We start from the raw sequence: 20,126 nt of genomic DNA, 5'->3' as shown, positions 1-20,126 counted from the left end.
GGTGCTGACGGTCATCACCGGCAATGGCGACGTGCACCTGAAGAACTGGTCTTTGATTTATCCCGGTAAAGGCGACAAGCCGGTGCTTGCACCAATCTACGACGTTCTGTCGACCGTGCCATATAGTCCCGCCGACGCCATGGCGCTTTCGCTTGGAGGGGAGCGCTCGTTCAAGGCGCTAGCAGCACCGCGATGGAAGGCATTTGCGAACCGCGCAAGGCTTCCGGAGCGGCAGTCCTGAAGGCAGTGGTCGAGACCGTCGAACTCGTCAACGAGCACTGGTGGCATCTGCCTGAGCGCGACGTTGTCGCGGCGAAAGTGCTCGGGTGGATCGACGAGCATGTGAAGGCGATGACGCCGATACTGAACTCCTGCGCCGATAAGTGAGCCGAGTCGCCTTGGGTTGGTGAAATGGCGGAATTATCGCCCGTGGCCCCGTATAGATGGCCGTGGATCGATGGTGTGCCAGCGGAGCGCGCAGATTCCGCGCAGTGTCGATGAGGACACGCGAGACCAAGCACGTCAGCTCGCCGGAACAGAAGGGTTCGCAGCATCCCGCAATTAACGCAAAGGGTCGAGATGCTGTTCGCCCATCTCAACACAACGATGCGGCTCGAATGAATGCGGTGACTGAGGATCGCGATCCGACGCTTTGTGTCGCCATTGTCGGGTCCGCTACATGGCTTGTTCCGACGATCCTTTCTTTGGCTTCAAGCTAAATACCTGAAAAGCAACCATAAAATTATTCTTCGGTTCGACCAGCCAAATTGGCACGAGTCTTGAAATCCTTGGGTGCGAGGCGGCGACAGCTGCCCGACCGGCATTCGTGTCGCGGCAGCCGCGATGAATGGAACGAAGGAAGGAAAGCTACATGTCAGGTTTGCGTCAGATCGCCTTTTACGGCAAGGGCGGCATCGGCAAGTCCACCACCTCCCAAAATACCCTCGCCGCCCTTGTCGACCTCGGGCAGAGAATCCTCATCGTCGGCTGCGACCCCAAAGCCGACTCCACCCGCCTGATCCTGAACGCGAAGGCGCAGGATACGGTCCTGCACCTCGCGGCTCAGGAAGGTTCGGTGGAAGACCTCGAACTCCAGGATGTGCTCAAGGTCGGCTACAAAGGCATCAAATGCGTGGAGTCGGGCGGCCCCGAGCCGGGTGTCGGCTGCGCCGGTCGCGGCGTGATCACCTCGATCAACTTCCTCGAGGAGAACGGCGCCTATGACGATGTCGACTATGTCTCCTACGACGTGCTCGGGGATGTAGTGTGCGGCGGTTTCGCGATGCCGATCCGCGAGAACAAGGCTCAGGAAATCTACATCGTCATGTCCGGCGAGATGATGGCGCTCTATGCCGCCAACAACATTGCCAAGGGTATCCTGAAATACGCTCATTCGGGTGGCGTGCGGCTCGGCGGCCTGATCTGCAACGAGCGCCAAACCGACCGCGAGCTCGACCTCGCCGAAGCGCTGGCTTCCAGGCTCAATTCCAAGCTCATCCACTTCGTGCCGCGCGACAACATCGTCCAGCACGCCGAGCTCAGGAAGATGTCTGTGATCCAGTATGCGCCGGACTCCAAGCAGGCCGGGGAATACAGGGCGCTGGCCGAGAAGATCCATAACAATTCGGGCCAGGGCACCATCCCCACCCCGATCACCATGGAGGAGCTCGAGGACATGCTGCTCGACTTCGGCATCATGAAGACGGACGAGCAGATGCTTGCCGAGCTTCAGGTCAAGGAAGCGGCGAAGGCGGCCGCACGGTAACGACCGCTACTGACTGGTGGCGCGGCCTGACGTGGCGCGCCTTTCAAAGAACGGCGCCTCGTTGGTGAGGCGTCACCCTGAACCTTGAAAGGGGTCTCATGAGCCTGGAATACGAGAATGACGGCGCCCTCCATGCGAAGCTTATCGAGGAGGTGCTGTCGCAATATCCTGACAAGGCGGCGAAGCGCCGCAAAAAGCACCTCAGCGTCGCAAAGAGCGGCGACGAGGCTGGCGAGGAAAGCGAGGTCCTTTCCGAATGCGAGGTCAAATCGAATATCAAGTCCATCCCCGGAGTGATGACGATTCGCGGCTGCGCCTATGCCGGCTCGAAAGGCGTGGTCTGGGGTCCAGTCAAGGATATGGTCCATATCTCGCACGGCCCGGTCGGCTGCGGGCAATATTCCTGGTCGCAACGCCGCAACTACTACGTCGGCACGACCGGCATCGACACGTTCGTCACGATGCAGTTCACCTCCGATTTCCAGGAGAAGGACATTGTTTTCGGCGGCGACAAGAAGCTGGAACGGATCATCGACGAGATCGAGGAACTGTTTCCGCTGAACAAGGGCATGAGCGTGCAATCCGAATGTCCGATCGGCCTGATTGGGGACGACACCGAAGCTGTGTCCCGCAACAAGGCCAAGGAGCACGAAAAGACGATCGTGCCGGTGCGCTGCGAGGGCTTCCGCGGCGTCTCGCAATCACTCGGCCACCACATCGCCAACGATGCGATCCGCGACTGGGTGTTCGAGAAGAAAGACGTCGAGTTCGAGGCCAGCCCGTACGATGTCAATGTGATCGGCGACTACAACATCGGCGGCGACGCCTGGGCTTCGCGCATCCTGCTCGAGGAGATGGGCCTGCGCGTGGTCGGCAACTGGTCGGGCGACGCTACGCTGGCCGAAATAGAGCGAGCGCCAAAGGCCAAGCTCAATCTCATCCATTGCTACAGGTCGATGAACTACATCTGCCGGCATATGGAGGAAAAGTATGGCATCGCCTGGATGGAGTACAATTTCTTCGGCCCCTCCCAGACGGAAGCCTCTCTGCGCAAGATAGCCAAGCATTTCGGACCGGAAATCGAGGCCAAGGCCGAGGCGGTCATCGCCAAATACCGGCCGTTGGTAGATGCCGTCATCGCCAAGTACCGGCCGCGCCTCGAAGGCAGGACGGTGATGCTCTATGTCGGCGGGCTGCGCCCCCGTCACGTCGTAACGGCATATGAGGATCTGGGCATGGTGATCGTCGGCACTGGCTATGAATTTGGCCATAACGACGACTATCAGCGTACGGGCCATTACGTGAAGAACGGCACGCTGATCTATGACGACGTGACTGGTTACGAGCTGGAGAAGTTCATCGAGGGGATCCGTCCTGATCTCGTTGGTTCCGGCATCAAAGAAAAGTACCCGGTCCAGAAGATGGGCATACCGTTCCGTCAGATGCATTCCTGGGATTATTCCGGCCCGTATCACGGCTACGACGGCTTCGCCATCTTCGCCCGTGACATGGATCTGGCCATCAACAACCCAGTCTGGAACCTCTACGACGCCCCCTGGAAGAAAAAAGCCGAGCCGTCGGCGGCGATCGCAGCCGAATGAAAACCTGGCCTCCCGGAAGCCGGGAGGCCGTTGAACGCCTGTGGCCCTTTTGTCCGCGGGAGACTTGAAACGTTTCGACGTCCCTGTGCCGCCGTATGGCGGGCCAGATGGAGAAGAGGTAACCACCGATGCCGCAGTCGGCTGAAAAAGTTCTCGACCACGCGCCCCTGTTCCGCGAGCCGGAATACAGGCAGATGCTCGCCGAGAAGAGGCTGAATTTCGAATGTCCTCACCCGGACCAGGTCGTTACCGACCAAGGCGAATTCACCAAGACGTGGGAATACCGCGAAAAGAACCTCGCTCGCGAAGCGCTTGTCGTGAACCCCGCCAAGGCCTGCCAGCCGCTCGGCGCGGTGTTCGCGGCCGCGGGCTTCGAGCGAACCATGTCCTTCGTCCACGGCAGCCAGGGCTGCGTGGCCTATTACCGCTCGCACTTATCGCGCCATTTCAAGGAGCCTGCTTCGGCAGTTTCCTCCTCGATGACCGAGGACGCGGCAGTGTTTGGTGGCCTGAAGAACATGGTCGACGGGCTCGCCAACACGTACCAACTTTACGACCCGAAGATGATCGCCGTCTCGACCACTTGCATGGCGGAGGTCATCGGCGACGACCTGCACAGCTTCATCGAGAACGCCAAGGACGAAGGCTCGGTCCCGCGCGACTTCGACGTGCCCTTCGCCCACACGCCGGCCTTTGTCGGCAGCCATGTCGACGGCTATGACGTTGCGGTCAAGGGCATTTTGGAGCATTTCTGGAAAGGCGAGGAGCGAACGGAAGCCGAGGGAACCATCAACATCATTCCGGGCTTCGACGGCTTCTGTGTCGGCAACAACCGGGAACTCAAGCGCCTGCTCGATCTGATAGGCGTGTCCTATACCTTTATCCAAGACGCCTCTGACCAGTTCGACACGCCGTCGGACGGCGAATATCGCATGTATGACGGCGGCACGAAGATCGAAGACGTGAGGAAGGCACTCAACGCCGAGGCGACACTTTCGCTACAGCATTACAACACCCGAAAAACACTGGAGTATTGCGAGGGGGTAGGGCAGGCGACTGCCTCGTTCCATTACCCGCTCGGAGTCCAGGCGACGGACGACTTCCTGATGAAGGTCTCCGCTATTTCCGGCAAGCAAATCCCCGAGGCAATCCGCCTGGAGCGCGGCCGACTTGTTGACGCCATGGCGGACAGCCAATCCTGGCTGCACGGGAAGAAATACGCCATCTACGGCGATCCGGACTTTGTTTACGCCATGGCCCGCTTCATCATGGAAACCGGCGGCGAGCCGACCCATTGCCTCGCCACCAACGGCACCTCGGCATGGGAAGCGGAGTTGAAGGAGCTGCTTGCATCATCGCCCTTCGGCGAGGATGCTCAAGTCTGGGCGGGCAAGGACCTCTGGGCGATGCGCTCGCTGCTCTTCACCGAGCCGGTGGACCTGCTGATCGGCAACTCCTATGGCAAGTATCTGGAGCGCGACACCGGCACGCCGCTGATCCGGCTGACATTTCCGATCTTCGACCGCCACCATCACCATCGGTTTGCGCTTATGGGCTACCAAGGCGGGTTGCGCGTCCTGACGACGATCCTCGACAAGATCTTCGACAAGCTCGATCGCGAGACAAGCGAGACGGGCGTGACGGACTATTCGTATGACCTCACCCGCTAAGCGTGGCGGCCGGCTCTTCGGTGAGGCCGGTCGTTTTCTCGAGGGACTTTGGAGACCGACGCAATGTCCTCGCTCAGAGCCAAAATCCAGGATGTCTTCAACGAGCCCGCCTGCGAGCAGAACCGCGGCAAGGATGCCAAGGCGCGCAAAAAGGGCTGTTCGAAGCCACTGACCCCCGGGGCGGCGGCCGGCGGCTGTGCCTTCGATGGCGCCAAGATCGTGCTGCAGCCGATCACCGACGTTGCGCATTTGATCCATGCGCCGCTCGCCTGCGAGGGCAATTCCTGGGACAACCGCGGTGCGGCTTCGTCCGGGCCAACGCTGTGGCGCACAAGCTTCACCACCGATCTCACCGAACTCGATATTGTGATGGGGCAGGGCGAGCGGAAGCTCTTCAAAGCGATCCGCGAGATCAAGGAAGCGTATGGGCCGCCGGCTATCTTCGTTTATCCGACCTGCGTGACGGCGCTGATCGGCGACGACATCGAGGCCGTCTGCAAGCGCGCTGCGGAAAAGTTCGGCCTACCGGTGGTGCCGGTCAATGCGCCGGGCTTCGTCGGCTCCAAAAATCTCGGCAACAAGCTTGCCGGCGAGGCGTTGCTCGAGCATGTCATCGGCACGGTGGAGCCCGACGATGCCGGCCCTTACGACATCAACATTCTTGGCGAATTCAACCTCTCGGGCGAATTTTGGCTGGTGAAGCCGCTGCTGGATCGGCTCGCCATCCGGGTGCGCGCCTGCGTTCCGGGTGACGCGCGTTACTTCGACATTGCCTGCGCGCACCGCGCCCGGGCGGCCATGATAGTGTGCTCGACCGCGCTCATCAATCTCGCCCGCAAGATGGAGCAGCGCTGGGACATCCCGTTTTTCGAGGCCTCCTTCTACGGCATCACCGACACCTCGGAAGCGCTCCGACAGATCTCTCAGCTGCTCGTGAAGAAGGGTGCCGATCCGGAGATCCTCGGCCGCACCGAGGCATTGATTGCCGAGGAGGAGGCGATCGCTTGGAAGAAGCTTGCGGCCTACCGGCCGAGACTCGAAGGCAAGCGCGTGCTGCTCAACACCGGCGGTGTGAAGTCCTGGTCGGTCGTCCATGCGCTGATGGAGATCGGCATCGAGATCGTCGGCACCTCTGTCAAGAAGTCGACCGTCGAAGACAAGGAGCGCATCAAGCACATCCTCAAGGACGACAACCACATATTCGAGCAGATGGCAGCGCGCGAGCTTTACGCCATGCTCTCAGAAGACAAGGCCGATATCATGCTGTCGGGCGGGCGCACGCAATTCATCGCGCTGAAGGCCAAGACACCCTGGCTCGATATCAACCAGGAGCGCCAACACCCTTACGCCGGCTATGACGGCATGGTGGAACTCGTACGCCAGATCGAACTCGCCATTCATAACCCGATCTGGCGCCAGGTGCGGGAGCCGGCACCATGGGATTGCCAGCCTGCGGTGAGGGAGGAACTGCCGAGCACGAAAAGCGAGACCGCGACCTTGCATGCTGTCCAGGAATTCGCCGGCACGACGGCCGACGATTTCGGCGAGTGTTGAGGAAAGCCGATGGTCCGCATCCTTCCCCAGACCAAAGCGGCGGCGGTCAATCCGCTGAAGTCATCGCAGCCGCTGGGTGCCGCCTTGGCCTTTCTTGGCGTCGACGGCGCGATGCCGTTGTTCCACGGCAGCCAGGGGTGCACCAGCTTCGCCCTCGTGCTCTTCGTGCGGCATTTCAAGGAAGCCATCCCCCTTCAGACAACGGCGATGGACGAGGTGGCGACGATCCTCGGCGGGGCAGACCATCTGGAAGAGGCGATCCTCAACCTCAAGGCCCGCACAAAGCCAACGCTGATCGGGGTTTGCACGACGGCGCTGGTGGAAACCCGGGGCGAAGACTGCGCAGGAGATATCGCCAATATCAGGCTGAAGCGCACGGAAGAACTCGCGGGTACGGAGGTGGTGCTAGCCAACACACCGGATTTCGATGGCGCGATCGAAGAGGGCTGGGCCAAGGCTGTCACCGCTATGATCGAAAGGATTACGCGGCCCGGCGAGCAGGCGCGGCAGTCGAAGAAGATCGTAATCCTGCCTGGCTGGAATCTCACTGTGGCAGATATCGAGCATTTGCGTGAGATGGTTGAAAGCTTTGGACTGAAGCCCGTGATTCTGCCGGACGTCTCCGGCTCGCTCGACGGTACGGTGCCCGACCGCTGGGTCACGACCACCTATGGCGGCACCAGCGTCGAGGATATCCGCGAGCTTGGCACGGCCGAGCAATGCATCGTCATCGGTGAGCATATGCGCCGCCCGGCCGAGCTGCTGCAGAGGTTGACCGGCGTGCCTTACGTGCTGTTCCGGTCGCTGACTGGATTGAAGGACGCCGACGGGTTCGTCTCGCTGCTGTCCGCGGTTTCGGGCGCGGCGGCGCCGGCTGGGGTGCGCCGTCGCCGGGCGCAGTTGCAGGACGCGTTGCTCGACGGACATTTCCACTTTGGAGGCAAGAAAATTGCGATCGCTGCTGAACCAGACCAACTCTACCAACTCGCGAGCTTCTTCATCGGAATGGGCTCCGAAATCGCGGCGGCGGTCACCACGACCGACATGTCGAAAATTTTGGAGGAAGTACCGGCGCAGTCGGTTCAGATCGGCGATCTCAGCGATTTGGAAGCTCTTGGCGCCGGCGCTGATCTTCTCGTCACCCATTCCCACGGCCGCCAGGCGGCGCAGCGCCTCGGCATTCCGCTCATGCGGGTCGGCTTCCCGATCTTCGACCGGCTCGGCAGCCAACACAAGCTCACAATCCTCTATCAGGGGACCCGCGACCTGATCTTCGAGGTTGCCAATATCTTTGAAGCCAACCGGCATGCGCCGACGCCTGAGGCGCTTGATCCACTCCGTAAGCGAGAAACGCCAGATGAGCTCCGTTCGTCGCCTCTCGCTCGTCACTGACGAGGTTCACGCTCCGACGCCGGAACGCCAAGCCGGCGCATTGCGCGTGGCGATCGCCACGCAGGACATGAAGAACCTCAACGCCCATTTCGGTTCGGCCAGGCGCTTTGCTGTCTACGACGTGACGCGCGAGGAGTGGAATCTCGTCGAGGCCGTGGCCTTCGATGACGTTTCCGACGAGAGCGGGAAGCATCGGACTGAGGGCGACGACCGCATCACCCCGAAGGTGGAGGCGCTGAAGGGCTGTCATCTCCTGTTTTGTCTGGCGATCGGCGGACCTTCGGCAGCCAAACTTGTTTCGGCAAAAATTCATCCGATCAAAATGCCGCACACCGAAACCATCCAAGAGGTGCTGTTGCGCACGCAGATGATGCTCAGGACGTGTCCTCCCCCTTGGCTGCGCAAGGTGCTGGCGCAGGCAGGTGTCGCCGAACAGAAACCGTCCTTCGAGGACGAGGACTGAAATGAGGAGTGGACGAAATGTCTGACGCTGTCGTTAGCCCTGCTGTCGCCGAACACGAGGCGGCCCTTGCCACCCCGTTCGTGAAATGCCTCGTGCGGCTGGTCCGGGCTCATGATTCCCACGGGTCTTGGGAAGGCAAATCGGACGCCGAGCTGCTGGGCGACTTCATCATCACCAGGGAACAGCGTCGTGCGATCCCGATCATCGGCGATCCCGATCCGGACGTGCTGTGGAGGCTCGAGATGTTTTACACCGCCGTCGGGCTTGCGATCGAGGAGCGCTCCGGCCTGATCGCGTCGCCGATGATGAAGATGACTCATGAGGGCTTTGGGCGCGTGCTTCTCACGGCCGGGCAGTTGGTCGTTCTGTCGAAGACCCTGCGCGACGTCCACCGGTTCGGCTTCGAGACGTTTTGGAAACTCGCCGCGGCCGGTACCAAACTGGCCGGCGATGCGACCGCAGCCATTGAGGCTCATCCCGAGGTGGCGCGGGCGTGATGGAACCGATTTTCGATGAAGGGGATCATGTCAGGCTCGAGGACATGCGATCGCCAGCCCTCTCAATCGAGGCGGTCGAGGCCGATGTGGTTCTTGGGGTAGCGCTGATGAAGCCACTGGTCCTGATCTGTTCGCAAGATGCGGAGTTGTATCTGTACTACAGCCACATTCTGGGGGTGGATGGCTTCAGGATTGAACTGGCCAGAAGCGTGGAGGAAGCGCTGGCATTAGCCAGTGAACCGGAGCCGCAGGCCGTGGTGCTGGACTGCCAGCCGGCAAGCTCGACAGGGTCCACCATCTGTGCCCAGCTCAAGGCGGAGTTCCGGAACAGAGGCCTGCTGGTTATTGCGCTGATCGCGCCCGGCGCCGAAAACCAGCACCTCGATCTCTTGAAGGCAGGTATTGACGAGAGCTTTGTGCGGCCCTTCGCGCCGGCGATGCTGCTCGACTGTCTACGGACGAAGCTGGCGCTGCCAAAGCCGGGTTCAAACGGGATCGAAAACGGCAGCTGGCTCCGCTGCGGTAGGCTAAAGATGAACGTCGATGCCCGCCGAGTCCGTGGCAACGGCCACGACATCCACCTTGGACCGATCCAGTTCAAGCTGCTGCGGCATTTGCTCGAGACCCCCGGCATGGTGTTCAGCCGAGTCGAGTTAAAGAACGCAGCTTGGGGGGAAAAGATCCATGTCGGTGAACGCACCGTGGATGTCCATATCAGCCGGATCAGAAAGGAGCTGGAGAGGACGTCGGCCGGGAGCGTCATTCGAACCATCAGGTCCGACGGCTACTCGCTGGAGGAGGCCGACGTTGAGCCTGAAGCTGACGGCGAATAGGCATCGGTGCGCTGCCACTCGCTCGAGTGGCCGGACGGCTGAACAGCGAACTAAAGTAGTGCCACCCCCATCTCCGTCGTGCTGAGGGCAAGTCTTGCGGCTTCGAAACGCGCCTACACATACGACATACTTAGAAAGAAGCAGTCAGATGCCTTCAAAAGCGTACTCAGTGTGACGGGAGTTGACCACTCCGATCAGGATGTCAGGACAGCTGCCAGCTTGTGTGCCGAAGTCGGCGCGTATCTTTCCGTACTGGTGATGTCGCCTCCGCCGCTCATTATGCCTTCTCCGCTGCTCGGCGATGGTATCCCCGAGTGGCCTGAACAACGCGCACAGGCCATCGCCAGACGGGACAAACGGTTTAGGCAGATCGAAAGTTTTTCACAGGACATGGCCAGACTGGAAACAACATCCAGGGAAATTCACAAACTGCTGAGAGCCATGCGGCTTTGCTATGACGTCGATACCCACTACTGCGATGAGGCCAGCGTCGGTGACGCGGTGCGACAGCGGGCGCTCTGCAATGACCTGACAATCGTCGGCCCCGCACTTCTCAACGACACTAGTGTCCGACATCTTGTTATCAACGGCACCTTGTTCGATACGGGAAGGCCGGTGCTTGTCGTACCGAAGGGCGCTGACCCGATTCTGTCGCCACGGCGCGTGCTGGTTGGATGGGATTCGCGAGCCGAGGCGTCCCGTGCGGTTCGGGGAGCGCTGGATCTGCTATCCGGTGCTGAGGAAGTTCGTGTCGCCCTTGTCGATCCTGAGGCGGCCTGCACCGGAAGCGGCGCCGAGCCGAGAGCCGACATCGCTGCCTATCTCACTCGGCATGGTGCTCGGGTGTCGGTCGACCGGCTGGCGAGCGCCGGCAAACCGGTGGCCACTGTGCTCGCGCAGCACGCAATCGATACGTCTGCCAACATGATAGTCATGGGCGCTTATGGCAGCCGACGGCTGCGCGACCGGCTCTTCGGTGGCGTCACAAGATGGACGGTGGGGAAGCCGCCATTGCCGCTGTTTTTGGCTCGCTGACGCGTTCCGAAGCAGCACCGATGCTGTTCGAAGCTCTACTCCCCTGGGTCACCTATCCTGATGCCAAGTCGGAGAAAAGTCGCCGCAACGCGAAGCTCCTCGAGCAACTTGCAAGCGCCGTCGCGAAGAACATTCCCCGGACGTCTCTAACGCGCGCTCGGGGTCTGCTCGCCGAGACAATCCGTAACGCGCAGACCAACGGCCGGGCAGAGGCCCAGGCGTCCTCAATGCGCTCAAAACACCGATACTCGGGTCCGCGTCAGGTCAAAGAGAGTCGTTTCAGCGCGGCAGGCCGAGTTCGGACCCGTAGCGGCATCGCATGGGCGCTATCCCGATCTCCTCAACTTTGGCCGGGAGCTGAACAACGCGATGACCGTGCCGTGGCCGAGGCCCTCAACTTCGAGTCGGGACGCTCGGGCTCTTGCCGGAGTCGGCGGGAATTGATGGCATCAATCACGTTGTCATCGCCTGGGATGGTAGCCGGGTTAGCAGCGAGGACGGCCGCGTTTTCAGTGTTTTCAGTCGGTCCTGCCCAACCCGCGTGGCGACCGAGCGGCCTTTGAGGCTGGTCAAATTCCGACAACGCTCACATTCGCACCAGGCGGTCCCTGTAGCGCCTGAGCACAGGGAACACAGAAAATTTCGGCACAAAGCAGGAACCCCGGAGAGCTCACCGGCCGCACATTCCGGCACTCATCCTGGCCTTTTTCGCCACGATCATCATCGTCGAGCTGACGATGGCGGTATTGGTGAGCTGCAGCTGGACCGGCTTCGTCGTGAAGAACTCCTATGTCGAAAGCCAGAATTCAATCGCAAAGCGACAAGAGGGCAGGGCACAGGCGACGCTCGGATGGAGCGGCCCCTTGCGATCGCAAATGGCGAGATCCGCTACCGCCTGAGGGACCGAAACGGCAAGACGCTCAAGCCGGTGACGTGAAGCGGCGAGCCTGGCGGTAGCTAACGCAGTCATGATGTCCATCGGCCTCGTCCCTCGGCCCGAATGCATGTTGAGTCGTCCGGGCCGCGCTTTTCTGCCGACGCGAAGCGGTGATTCGTGTCCAAAAACTGACAGCGGCAGAAAACATGTCGGGTTCAATACAACCGGCCATCTTGGCAGATCGAGGCTTTTGAACGCGAAATCATGCGCTTACTGCGCGTGGAGCGCACTGGCACGGCCTTTGCAAATTGAGTTGCGGCAACACGGAGTGAAGGCTGACTGCATGCAGACGAGCAAGACGAGCGAAGCTCTCCTTTCCTTGAACCTTCTGCCCCGTCTCTAAGGGGAAACAAGCTCGCGCGTGAAGCGCGCAACCTTTGGCAATAGCTTTGGAGAGCAACATGGTATTGCAGATGGAGTCCCCGGCTCCTTCGATTAAAGTGGAGAACTGGCTGCGTGGCGAGCCCCTCACGAACTTCCAGCCCGGCAAAGTTTATATCGTCGAATTTTGGGCAACCTGGTGCGGACCATGTGTGGCGGCGATGCCCCATCTCGTGCAGCTGCAGGAGAAATACAAGGACAGCGGACTTGAGGTCATCGGAGTGGCGGCGGATGAAGACGCTCCAACGGCCGTTGAGGCCCGAACCAAGTTGGACGCGTGGTTGACCGAAAAGTGCTCGAATCTGAACTATCGGATCGCGTTCGACTACACAGGCGAAATGAACAAGCTTTGGAGGGAACCCAGCTTTTCCGCCGGGATTCCGGCCTCGTTCGTGGTCGACCGAGACGGCCACATCGCCTTTATCGCTCATCCGATGCAACTTGATGAGATTTTGCCGAAAGTGCTTAACGGCAGCTGGCGCACCAGCGATGAAGCGAAAGCTGCCGATAAGGAGCGGATTGCCAGTCACCAACGCGAAGCGCGCGAACTAACGCTCACCAAGCCGATATACGCCAAACTTCGGCCGGCGATGGAGGCCGAGTGGACGGCGGCGCTCTCGGCTGTCGAAGAAGGCCTCGCCTTGATGCCCGACAATATCGAGTTCCGGCGCACTCATGCGAATCTACTGCTTCACAAGCTGCGCGACATGCGGGCCGGCTTGCCACTCATGCGCCAGTTGGTCGAGGACGCGATCGACAAAAAAGTTCGAGGCCGTGTCTTGGATGGTCATGGTCCTGAACCAACTCTTCGATCCCGAAATGGACAACTCCCATCTCCCCCATGCTGAGTGCTTTGTGATGAGCGACAAGCTCTCGGAACAGATCCTGACACTCAATCCTCCACAAGGCGACGCCCCCCTTAAATCGGATCTTTGCCTGGTTCCGCAAAACAAGGCTGCTGAAATCAAACCGCAGTCGCCTCATGAGCAAAGATCGCAAAGGGATGACCATTGGATTGAACCCTGGCCAATTCGCCCATTGTCTGCGGCGAGCCCGCAGTAAGTATGTTCATTTTGCAGCATAGGGCGCATCGCTTGCCGCAGGTTGGAGTTCAAAATCTTGTAATAACCTCCGGCCGAATCCCTGCGGACGCGATGTTCGACGCGAATTCGGCCAGTCGTGGAAGACGTCACGGTCCAGGACGTGTTCAAGGTCGGCCACAGGGACATCACTTGCGTGGAATCGGCCCGGCCAAGCCGGACGTCGGCTGCGCAAGTGTGCTCGAAGCAGGCGTCCCCGAAAACAGAAATCGTCCATCGAGGACGAGGACTGAAATTGAGGAGAAGGCGAAATGTCTGATGCCGCGGTTAGCCCTGCTGTAAACGAGGACGAGGCGGCCCTTGCCACCCCGTTTGTCAAATGCCTCGTGCGGCTGATCCGTGCTCACGAGTCCTACTGCTTATGGGAAGGCAAATCCGACGCCACGCTGCTGGCCGACTTCATCGTCACCAGAAAAAAGCGTTATGCGATCCGTGGCATGGGCTATCCCGATCCGGACGTGCTGTGGAGGCTCGATATGTTTTACACCGCCGTCGGGCTTGCGATTGCGGAGCGTTTCCGCCCGGTGACATCGCCAATTATGGAGATGAAAACCGTAAGGCCTTCGGGCCCGTGCTTTTCACGGTCGGGCAGCTCGTCGTTCTGTCCAGACGTCCATCGGTTCGGCTTCGAGACGTTCCGGCAACTCGCGGAGGCCGGTACGAAACTGGTCGACGATGCGACCTCAGCCACTGAAGCCTATCGCGACCTGGCGCGGGCATGATGAAACCGATTTTCGAGGAAGGGTTATGTCAAAGCTAGATGAGATGGGGAAGAAAGTCCGAAAGCTTCAGCTGCGCGCGGCAGTTGCCAAGATGAAATTGCGCGACCTTGCAGAGGATCTCCCGGCAAAATGGACGGAGATAGAGGAAGTTGCCGAGGAAACGTCCGCCGTTTTTGCCGAGTTGGATGGTGCCAAGAGAGAGCTCGCTGGAATGAAGAAGTTACGATGAGGAGCACATTCACCACCCGCGACGGCTCCGGATGGATGCCGGAATATCTCACCGCTATAGACGGCACGACCTGCATCGGCTGCGGTCGCTGTTTCAAAGTCTGCTCGCGCGAGGTCATGCATCTTTACGGCGTCGATGATGGGGGTGAAATCCTCGGCGTCTGCGACGGCGACGACGACGACTTCGATGGCGAGCTCAATCGCATGATCATGGTTGTCGATCATGCCGGCCGCTGCATTGGCTGCGGAGCCTGCGTCCGCGTCTGCCCGAAGAACTGCCAGACCCATGTTGCGGCCGACCAGGCCGCAGCATGACTTGATGGGACAAACCAGGAGAACGGCGTTGCCCTTTAGAATCTTTCATCGTGTCCTGTGGTTGGTCCTGTGCAGCAACGCTCTGACTGTCTACTTCGCTTCTCATTCCATCCGTCTAGTGGTCGTCACGACGCTGGCTTGTTCGCTGCTCCTTCAGTTGGCCTATTTCGCAAGCGTGCTCTTTCTGATCTGGCGGTCTGGCTGCACTAGCAGAGCTGGCCAAATGGCTGAGCATTTCGGTAGGGGCAAGAAAACTTGGATACCAGCCGCCAGACCATGATGAGGTTAGGAATGAATCTTCAGATGTGCCTCAACTCGTTCCGATGGGCGGCATATCGCTGCTCCGTTGAGGCGCGGTGACAAAGATCAGAACTCAGATTCACGCCACTTTGGATCAACCTGGGACATCGAGCTGACCGACCAAGAATAAGTGCGCTTGAAATCAGCTGAGGTGACTGCATCCTGGGCCGTCGAACGGCGGGAGATGTAGCGGTTTGGCTTCCGTAAGCATAGGAACCGTCGCAGCACGCCATCATGCGGGTGGCTTTGTCTCGATGACGAACGCGGCGCTGGAAAGAAAAATGGGAGCCTTCTGCAACGTCCGACGATGCAGCTGGCTCCAAATAAAAGCCCATGGGTGAGGGCGGAGCTGCTTCAGCTCAATCACTGTTGCTGGAGAGGACATGGTGGAAAAGTTCGAACGCTATCCGCTCACCTTTGGACCCACACCCATCGAGAAGCTCGACCGCCTCGGCAAGCATCTAGGAGGAAAGGTGGAAATCTACGCCAAACGCGAGGACTGCAACTCCGGTCTCGCGTTTGGCGGAAACAAGCTGCGCAAGCTCGAATACATCATCCCCGACGCGATAGCGTCAAATGCCGATACGCTTGTCTCCATCGGCGGAGTGCAGTTCAAACACACGCGACGGTCGCCGCGGTCGCCGCCAAGATCGGCATGAAATGCCTCCTGGTCCAGGAGAGCTGGGTACCACACGAGGATGCCGTCTATGACCGGGTCGGCAACATTCTCTCGAGCCGCATCATGGGAGCAGAGGTGCGCCTGGTCGACGAGGGCTTCGATATCAGCATTCGCCCCAGGTGGGAACAGGCTCTCGAGGAGGTCAAGTCAAGGGGCGGCAGACCCTATGCGATACCAGCCGGAGCTTCCGTTCACAAATATGGCGGCCTCGGCTATGTGGGCTTCGCGGAGGAGGTGCGCGCCCAGGAGAAGCAGCTTGGGTTTGCCTTCGACTACATCGTGGTTTGCACGGTTACAGGCTCGACACACGCCGGCATGCTCGTCGGATTCGCCAAGGACGGCCGCCAGCGCACCGTGATCGGTATCGATGCCTCCGCCACCCCCGCCCAAACCAAGGCACAGGTGCTAACCATTGCCCAAAATACTGCGAAGCTCGTCGATCTTCGCACGGAAATCGTCGAGGAGGACGTGGTGTTGTTGGAGGAGTACGCGTACCCGAGTTATGGCATTCCGTCCGAGGAAACGAAGGCGGCCATCCGCCTGTGCGCGCGGCTCGAGGGTATGATTACTGATCCCGTCTACGAAGGCAAATCGATGCAAGCGATGGTCGACCTTGTCCAGCGAGGCTTCTTTCCAGAGGGATCGAGGGTCCTTTACGCGCATCTCGGCGGGGCGCCGGCGATCAACGGCTACAGCTACACCTTTCGCAACGGCTGACGCTCGACAGATTGCAACGTCCCTACCGGGCTGGCGATTCGCTCCAAGTTCGGGTGAGTGGATTTTTCGTGGATCGACGGTGGAAAGGACTCCAGAAGCTGCCGTCGGATATACGTCAACTCACGCTCGATTCGATCGGCGAGGTGAAGCGGTCACTTGCTCAATCAGAGGCAATTTTATCCATGTCGTATGCGGTCAAGGAGATCTTCTACACGCTTCAAGGTGAAGGCCGTAATGCTGGTCGGGCTGCCGTATTCTGTCGTTTCGCTGGATGTAACCTATGGTCGGGGCGTGAAGCTGACCGCGCTAAGGCAATCTGCAAGTTTTGCGATACCGATTTTGTTGGTATGGATGGCGCCGGCGGTGGACGGTTTGCGACGCGTGGGAGCTTGCATCTGCCGTGGGGCAGGCCTGGCGTGGGGCAGGGGCAGGGGCAGGGGCAGGGGCAGGGGCAGGGGCAGGGGCAGGGGAGCGTCTTGTCGTCCTCACTGGAGGGGAACCGCTTCTGTAGATAGACGAAGACCTCATAAAAGCTCTACACGACTTGACATTCGAAATTGCTGTGGAGACCAACGGCACCATTGATCCGCCGACAGACATCGATTGGCTATGCGTCAGTCCGAAGGCCGGCGCACCGCTGGTGGTCGCGGCAGGTGACGAACTTAAGCTTGTCTATCCTCAGCTTGGTGCGGAGCCCGAGCTTTTTGAAGGCCTCACCTTTAAGCATCTTTTACTCCAACCGATGGACGGGCCTGAGCGCGAGGCTAATACGGCGGCCGCGGTCGCTTATTGCCTTGCCAACCCACGTTGGCGGCTCACTCTTCAAACCCACAAGTTTCTCGGGATCCCATGAAAATTACACTGGCTTTCACGTTCGAGGCAGCGCACCGTCTTCCCCGGGTGGCCGAATCCCATCGCTGCCATCGAATGCATGGCCACTCATACCGTGTGGAACTTCGTCTTGAGGGGCCGGTGAATCCGGGCACGGGCTTTGTTGTCGATTTTTTCGACGTGGAGGCTAGTTTCGGCCCCCTTTTGCAGCGCCTCGACCACACTGCCTGAATGAGATCGAGGGCCTCGAAAATCCCACGGCCGAAAATTTTGCAAGGTCTGGGACCGAATCAAGCCGATCCTGCCGCAAATTGCGTCGGTGACAGTCTACGAGACCCCCCAATGCTGGGCTGAATATGAAGGGTGAGACGATGCAACAGGATTCGGAGACTGCGCTCGTCCTCTTCTCCGGCGGCCAAGATTCAACCACCTGCTTGGCTTGGGCTCTCGATAGATTCGAGCGCGTCGAGACGATCGGCTTGACTACGGGCAGCGGCATCGGATCGAACTTGAGGTCCGGCCGCGAGTGCTCGCTCGAATGCGGAGGGAATTTCCGGGTTGGAGCAGTCGACTCGGCGAGGATCACCTCATCGACATAGCGGTGCTAGGACAGGTGAGCGGAACTGCGCTTACCCGCGGCGTCGAGATCGCGATGCAGGAGAACGGACTCCCCAATACGTTCGTACCTGGCCGCAACCTTCTCTTCTTAGCCTTCGCGCCCGCCGTTGCGTATCGTCGGAGCGCGAAGCATCTGGTCGCTGGCGTTTGCGAGACGGATTACTCCGGCTACCCCGATTGCCGAGACGACACCATCAAGGCGATGCAACTCGCCCTGAATCTTGGGATGGAGACACGCTTTGTCCTCCATACTCCGTTGATGTGGATCGACAAGGCGCAGACTTGGGCGATGGCCGAGCGCCTGGGGAATGAGGCACTTGTTCACCTGATCTGCGAGGAAACCCACACCTGCTACAACGGCGACCGCAAGCACCGCCATGCCTGGGGTTTCGGTTGCGCGAACTGCCCAGCGTGCGAACTACGTGCTCAGGGGTGGGAGCGTTTCTGCTCCTCGCCGGCGGGCGCGCGCGGCAACCTATCGGCGCTGGTGCCGCCGTGCGGGCGGGCACGTTCAATCTGACTGGACGGCTGACGATCGAGGCCACTGCTGCAGCGAAGGATTCGGTGCTGGCCGAAATGGTTCGGCTGAAGGGGGCAGCCGAAGGCGGACGGCTCGCTGTCGGCGGATCGCCGATCGTGCGCCCCGCTTTATTCTCCGGTCGTCCACCTTACGGCCATTCTTGGCTGGGTAGTCGTCTCCGGAGATTGGTGCCAAGCGATCACAATCGCGCCGACCAGCGCGCTGTAACCGGCCGGGGTCGCAGTTCAGGAAGGCGAATTTCCTGAAAAACGTTGACTGCACCTGAAAATGGATGCTCCCGCAGGGCGGTCATGAAAATCGTACTTCGAAAAAATGCACATTCTGATCCGAAGCCAGGCGCTCTCGACCAGCATGTGCCGGATGCGACCGTTGCCCGCTTTAGTGATACCGCGCCTGATCGTCTCTCTCCGGTCCATCACTCACTGGGCACGAGGCAAGATATTCGTCTTCACCACGTCGCCCCGGCCTCCGCGGGATCCGCGATGGCGCAACGACTTTGCCGTTGCGGCCGAGCGAACAGATGAGCCCCGCGTCTTCGGGCCTCCGATGTCAACGCCGTAGCGGTCTCGAGCAGCGCAATTGGACATCCCGGTCGGGTTTGTCGGGTCTGCGACACGCGCCTGTTTGGCCAATCTCGTATTTTGCCTCTGGCTAAATATGTGAAAAGCAATCACAAAATTCTTCTTCGGTTCGATCAGCCAAATTGGCGCGATTTTTGAAACCTTTTGTGCGAGGCGGCGAGAGCTGCCGACCGGCATTCATGTCGCGGGCAACTGCGACGCATTGAAAGTATTCCCAACTGAAACCCGAGCCGTGTTCCGATAATCCGGGCCTCGCCTCATAGCAGCAAATCACATTTCAATGAGCCTGAGGAGGAACTGATATGGTGACCCAAAATTCTACCCCTCCTCGCGGCCCTCAAGGAAGGTGGTGAGCATGTCGACTAGAAAACTTCTTGAAGCAGCCGCCGATGAAGTTTGGAAGCCATACATATCTCACCAGAGGTTCGATGGCGCAGATGCGGCCCAGATTTTCGCCGAGGATGGGCACCAGCCAAGAATCCATTCTAGCGACGCTCTTTGTTGCGGCACATTCGGCGAGTTGCTGCAAGGCCAGTTGCCGGTCGCCTCCGTTCCCTGCGACCCTCACTTTTTGGTCACGATGCCCATCGCGCTCTTTGCGCGAGCTCACTTCATGCCAATTGCAGGCTCACGATTGGTAACCGTTTATCCGTCACATAAAGTCAAAGCGAAACGACTGGCTGAGGATCTAGTGATCGCGCTCGGCGTCTCAGGAGGAATCCTCCTTTTGGAATCTGAGCTCCCCGAAGGCAAAGGACTCGCGAGTTCGTCTGCCGATCTTGTCGCGACTGCACGGTCAATCGCAGGGTGCTTCAAGCGTACAATCCGGACGTCGTTGATCGAGAAGCTAATGGCGGACATTGAGCCATCTGACGGGGTGATGTACCCCGGTGTGGTCGCATACCAACAGCGATCATGTAGCCTTCTCTCTTTCCTTGGCCAAATGCCCCCACTTGCAATCGTTGGTATCGACGAAGGAGGGACGGTCGAAACCCTCGATTATGACCAACGGCGAGGTGAAATCTCCGCCAGTCGAAGAGCAGAATATCAAGAACTCCTGGACCGCGCACAGATAGCAATTGCGCGAGGTGATACGGCTACGATTGGGAAAATAGCCACAGCGAGCGCTCTCCTGCATCAGGAGCAGACTCCAAAGAAGCATCTGAACTCGATGTTGCAAATATCCGAGGCCGCTGGCTCTCTCGGGGTCATAGTCGCGCACAGCGGCACAATGATCGGAATCCTGCTTGATCGAATGGCGGCTGAATTCCCACGGCAGCTTCGGTCCGTGCTCGCCGATGTATCGCCGTTCGACAACTCGCCAAAAATATACCGGACCATGTCTGGCCGCCGATGAGGTAACAAT

15 protein-coding genes and 7 pseudogenes are annotated in these 20,126 nt (G+C 59.7%); all 22 read left to right on the top strand.

Annotated features, from left to right (window positions below; genetic code table 11):
• Window positions 1-387 (top strand): annotated as a pseudogene (locus NKI59_RS22295) (HipA domain-containing protein); the annotation flags it as partial.
• A 484-nt stretch (window positions 388-871) separates the two neighbouring features.
• Window positions 872-1,765 carry a nitrogenase iron protein gene (gene nifH / locus NKI59_RS22290; protein ID WP_352706870.1) on the top strand — a complete coding sequence of 298 codons (894 nt, stop codon included), beginning with the start codon at window positions 872-874 and terminating at the stop codon, window positions 1,763-1,765.
• Window positions 1,766-1,863: 98 nt separating this feature from the next.
• Window positions 1,864-3,366, top strand: a complete 1,503-nt coding sequence (nifD, locus tag NKI59_RS22285) for a nitrogenase molybdenum-iron protein alpha chain (protein WP_352706868.1) — start codon at window positions 1,864-1,866, stop codon at window positions 3,364-3,366.
• Window positions 3,367-3,494: 128 nt separating this feature from the next.
• A complete protein-coding gene (nifK, locus tag NKI59_RS22280) occupies window positions 3,495-5,036 on the top strand; it encodes a nitrogenase molybdenum-iron protein subunit beta (RefSeq protein ID WP_352706865.1) in 1,542 nt (513 codons plus the stop codon).
• A gap of 63 nt (window positions 5,037-5,099) precedes the next feature.
• Window positions 5,100-6,590, top strand: a complete 1,491-nt coding sequence (nifE, locus tag NKI59_RS22275; RefSeq protein WP_352706863.1) for a nitrogenase iron-molybdenum cofactor biosynthesis protein NifE — start codon at window positions 5,100-5,102, stop codon at window positions 6,588-6,590.
• Window positions 6,591-6,599: 9 nt separating this feature from the next.
• Window positions 6,600-7,982: a nitrogenase iron-molybdenum cofactor biosynthesis protein NifN gene (gene nifN, locus NKI59_RS22270; protein WP_352706861.1), complete on the top strand. Its 1,383-nt coding sequence runs from the start codon at window positions 6,600-6,602 to the stop codon at window positions 7,980-7,982.
• Window positions 7,948-8,445: a nitrogen fixation protein NifX gene (nifX, locus tag NKI59_RS22265; RefSeq protein WP_352706859.1), complete on the top strand. Its 498-nt coding sequence runs from the start codon at window positions 7,948-7,950 to the stop codon at window positions 8,443-8,445. The genes nifN and nifX overlap by 35 nt, the downstream gene beginning before the upstream one ends.
• 17 nt (window positions 8,446-8,462) lie before the next feature.
• Window positions 8,463-8,942: a NifX-associated nitrogen fixation protein gene (locus NKI59_RS22260; protein ID WP_352706856.1), complete on the top strand. Its 480-nt coding sequence runs from the start codon at window positions 8,463-8,465 to the stop codon at window positions 8,940-8,942.
• Window positions 8,942-9,775 (top strand): response regulator transcription factor, encoded by an 834-nt coding sequence (locus NKI59_RS22255; RefSeq protein WP_352706887.1) that lies wholly within the window; start codon window positions 8,942-8,944, stop codon window positions 9,773-9,775. The genes NKI59_RS22260 and NKI59_RS22255 overlap by 1 nt, the downstream gene beginning before the upstream one ends.
• A gap of 78 nt (window positions 9,776-9,853) precedes the next feature.
• Entirely contained in the window at window positions 9,854-10,810 is a 957-nt protein-coding gene (locus NKI59_RS22250) for a universal stress protein (RefSeq protein ID WP_352706854.1), read from the top strand.
• Between the two features lie 737 nt (window positions 10,811-11,547).
• Window positions 11,548-11,709 (top strand): hypothetical protein, encoded by a 162-nt coding sequence (locus tag NKI59_RS22245; protein WP_352706852.1) that lies wholly within the window; start codon window positions 11,548-11,550, stop codon window positions 11,707-11,709.
• Between the two features lie 439 nt (window positions 11,710-12,148).
• A pseudogene (locus NKI59_RS22240) lies at window positions 12,149-13,052 on the top strand (TlpA disulfide reductase family protein); the annotation flags it as partial.
• Window positions 13,053-13,479: 427 nt separating this feature from the next.
• Complete coding sequence (locus NKI59_RS22235; protein ID WP_352706850.1) at window positions 13,480-13,950, top strand: DUF269 domain-containing protein; 471 nt, start codon at window positions 13,480-13,482, stop codon at window positions 13,948-13,950.
• Window positions 13,951-13,975: 25 nt separating this feature from the next.
• Window positions 13,976-14,179, top strand: a complete 204-nt coding sequence (locus NKI59_RS22230) for a CCE_0567 family metalloprotein (RefSeq protein WP_352706848.1) — start codon at window positions 13,976-13,978, stop codon at window positions 14,177-14,179.
• Complete coding sequence (fdxB, locus tag NKI59_RS22225; protein ID WP_352706845.1) at window positions 14,176-14,493, top strand: ferredoxin III, nif-specific; 318 nt, start codon at window positions 14,176-14,178, stop codon at window positions 14,491-14,493. Before NKI59_RS22230 ends, fdxB begins: the two co-directional genes overlap by 4 nt.
• Entirely contained in the window at window positions 14,402-14,773 is a 372-nt protein-coding gene (locus NKI59_RS22220) for an exopolysaccharide production repressor protein (protein WP_352706842.1), read from the top strand. The genes fdxB and NKI59_RS22220 overlap by 92 nt, the downstream gene beginning before the upstream one ends.
• Before the next feature lie 403 nt (window positions 14,774-15,176).
• Window positions 15,177-16,189: pseudogene (locus NKI59_RS22215) on the top strand (1-aminocyclopropane-1-carboxylate deaminase).
• Window positions 16,190-16,371: 182 nt separating this feature from the next.
• Window positions 16,372-17,042: pseudogene (gene queE / locus NKI59_RS22210) on the top strand (7-carboxy-7-deazaguanine synthase).
• Window positions 17,039-17,387: pseudogene (gene queD / locus NKI59_RS22205) on the top strand (6-carboxytetrahydropterin synthase QueD). The pseudogenes queE and queD overlap by 4 nt, the downstream one beginning before the upstream one ends.
• 4 nt (window positions 17,388-17,391) lie before the next feature.
• Window positions 17,392-18,158, top strand: a pseudogene (gene queC / locus NKI59_RS22200) (7-cyano-7-deazaguanine synthase QueC).
• Window positions 18,131-18,368 (top strand): annotated as a pseudogene (locus NKI59_RS22195) (nitrogen fixation protein FixI); the annotation flags it as partial. The pseudogenes queC and NKI59_RS22195, both read left to right, overlap by 28 nt.
• Before the next feature lie 747 nt (window positions 18,369-19,115).
• On the top strand, window positions 19,116-20,117 hold the full coding sequence (locus tag NKI59_RS22190; protein ID WP_352706840.1) for a GHMP family kinase ATP-binding protein: 1,002 nt from the start codon (window positions 19,116-19,118) through the stop codon (window positions 20,115-20,117).
• Window positions 20,118-20,126 lie beyond the last annotated feature (9 nt).

This window comes from Mesorhizobium sp. M0598, assembly GCF_040320865.1.
GTDB lineage: Bacteria > Pseudomonadota > Alphaproteobacteria > Rhizobiales > Rhizobiaceae > Mesorhizobium.
Note: the sequence above shows the minus strand (reverse complement) of the source record. Positions and strands in the feature narration are given on the sequence as shown.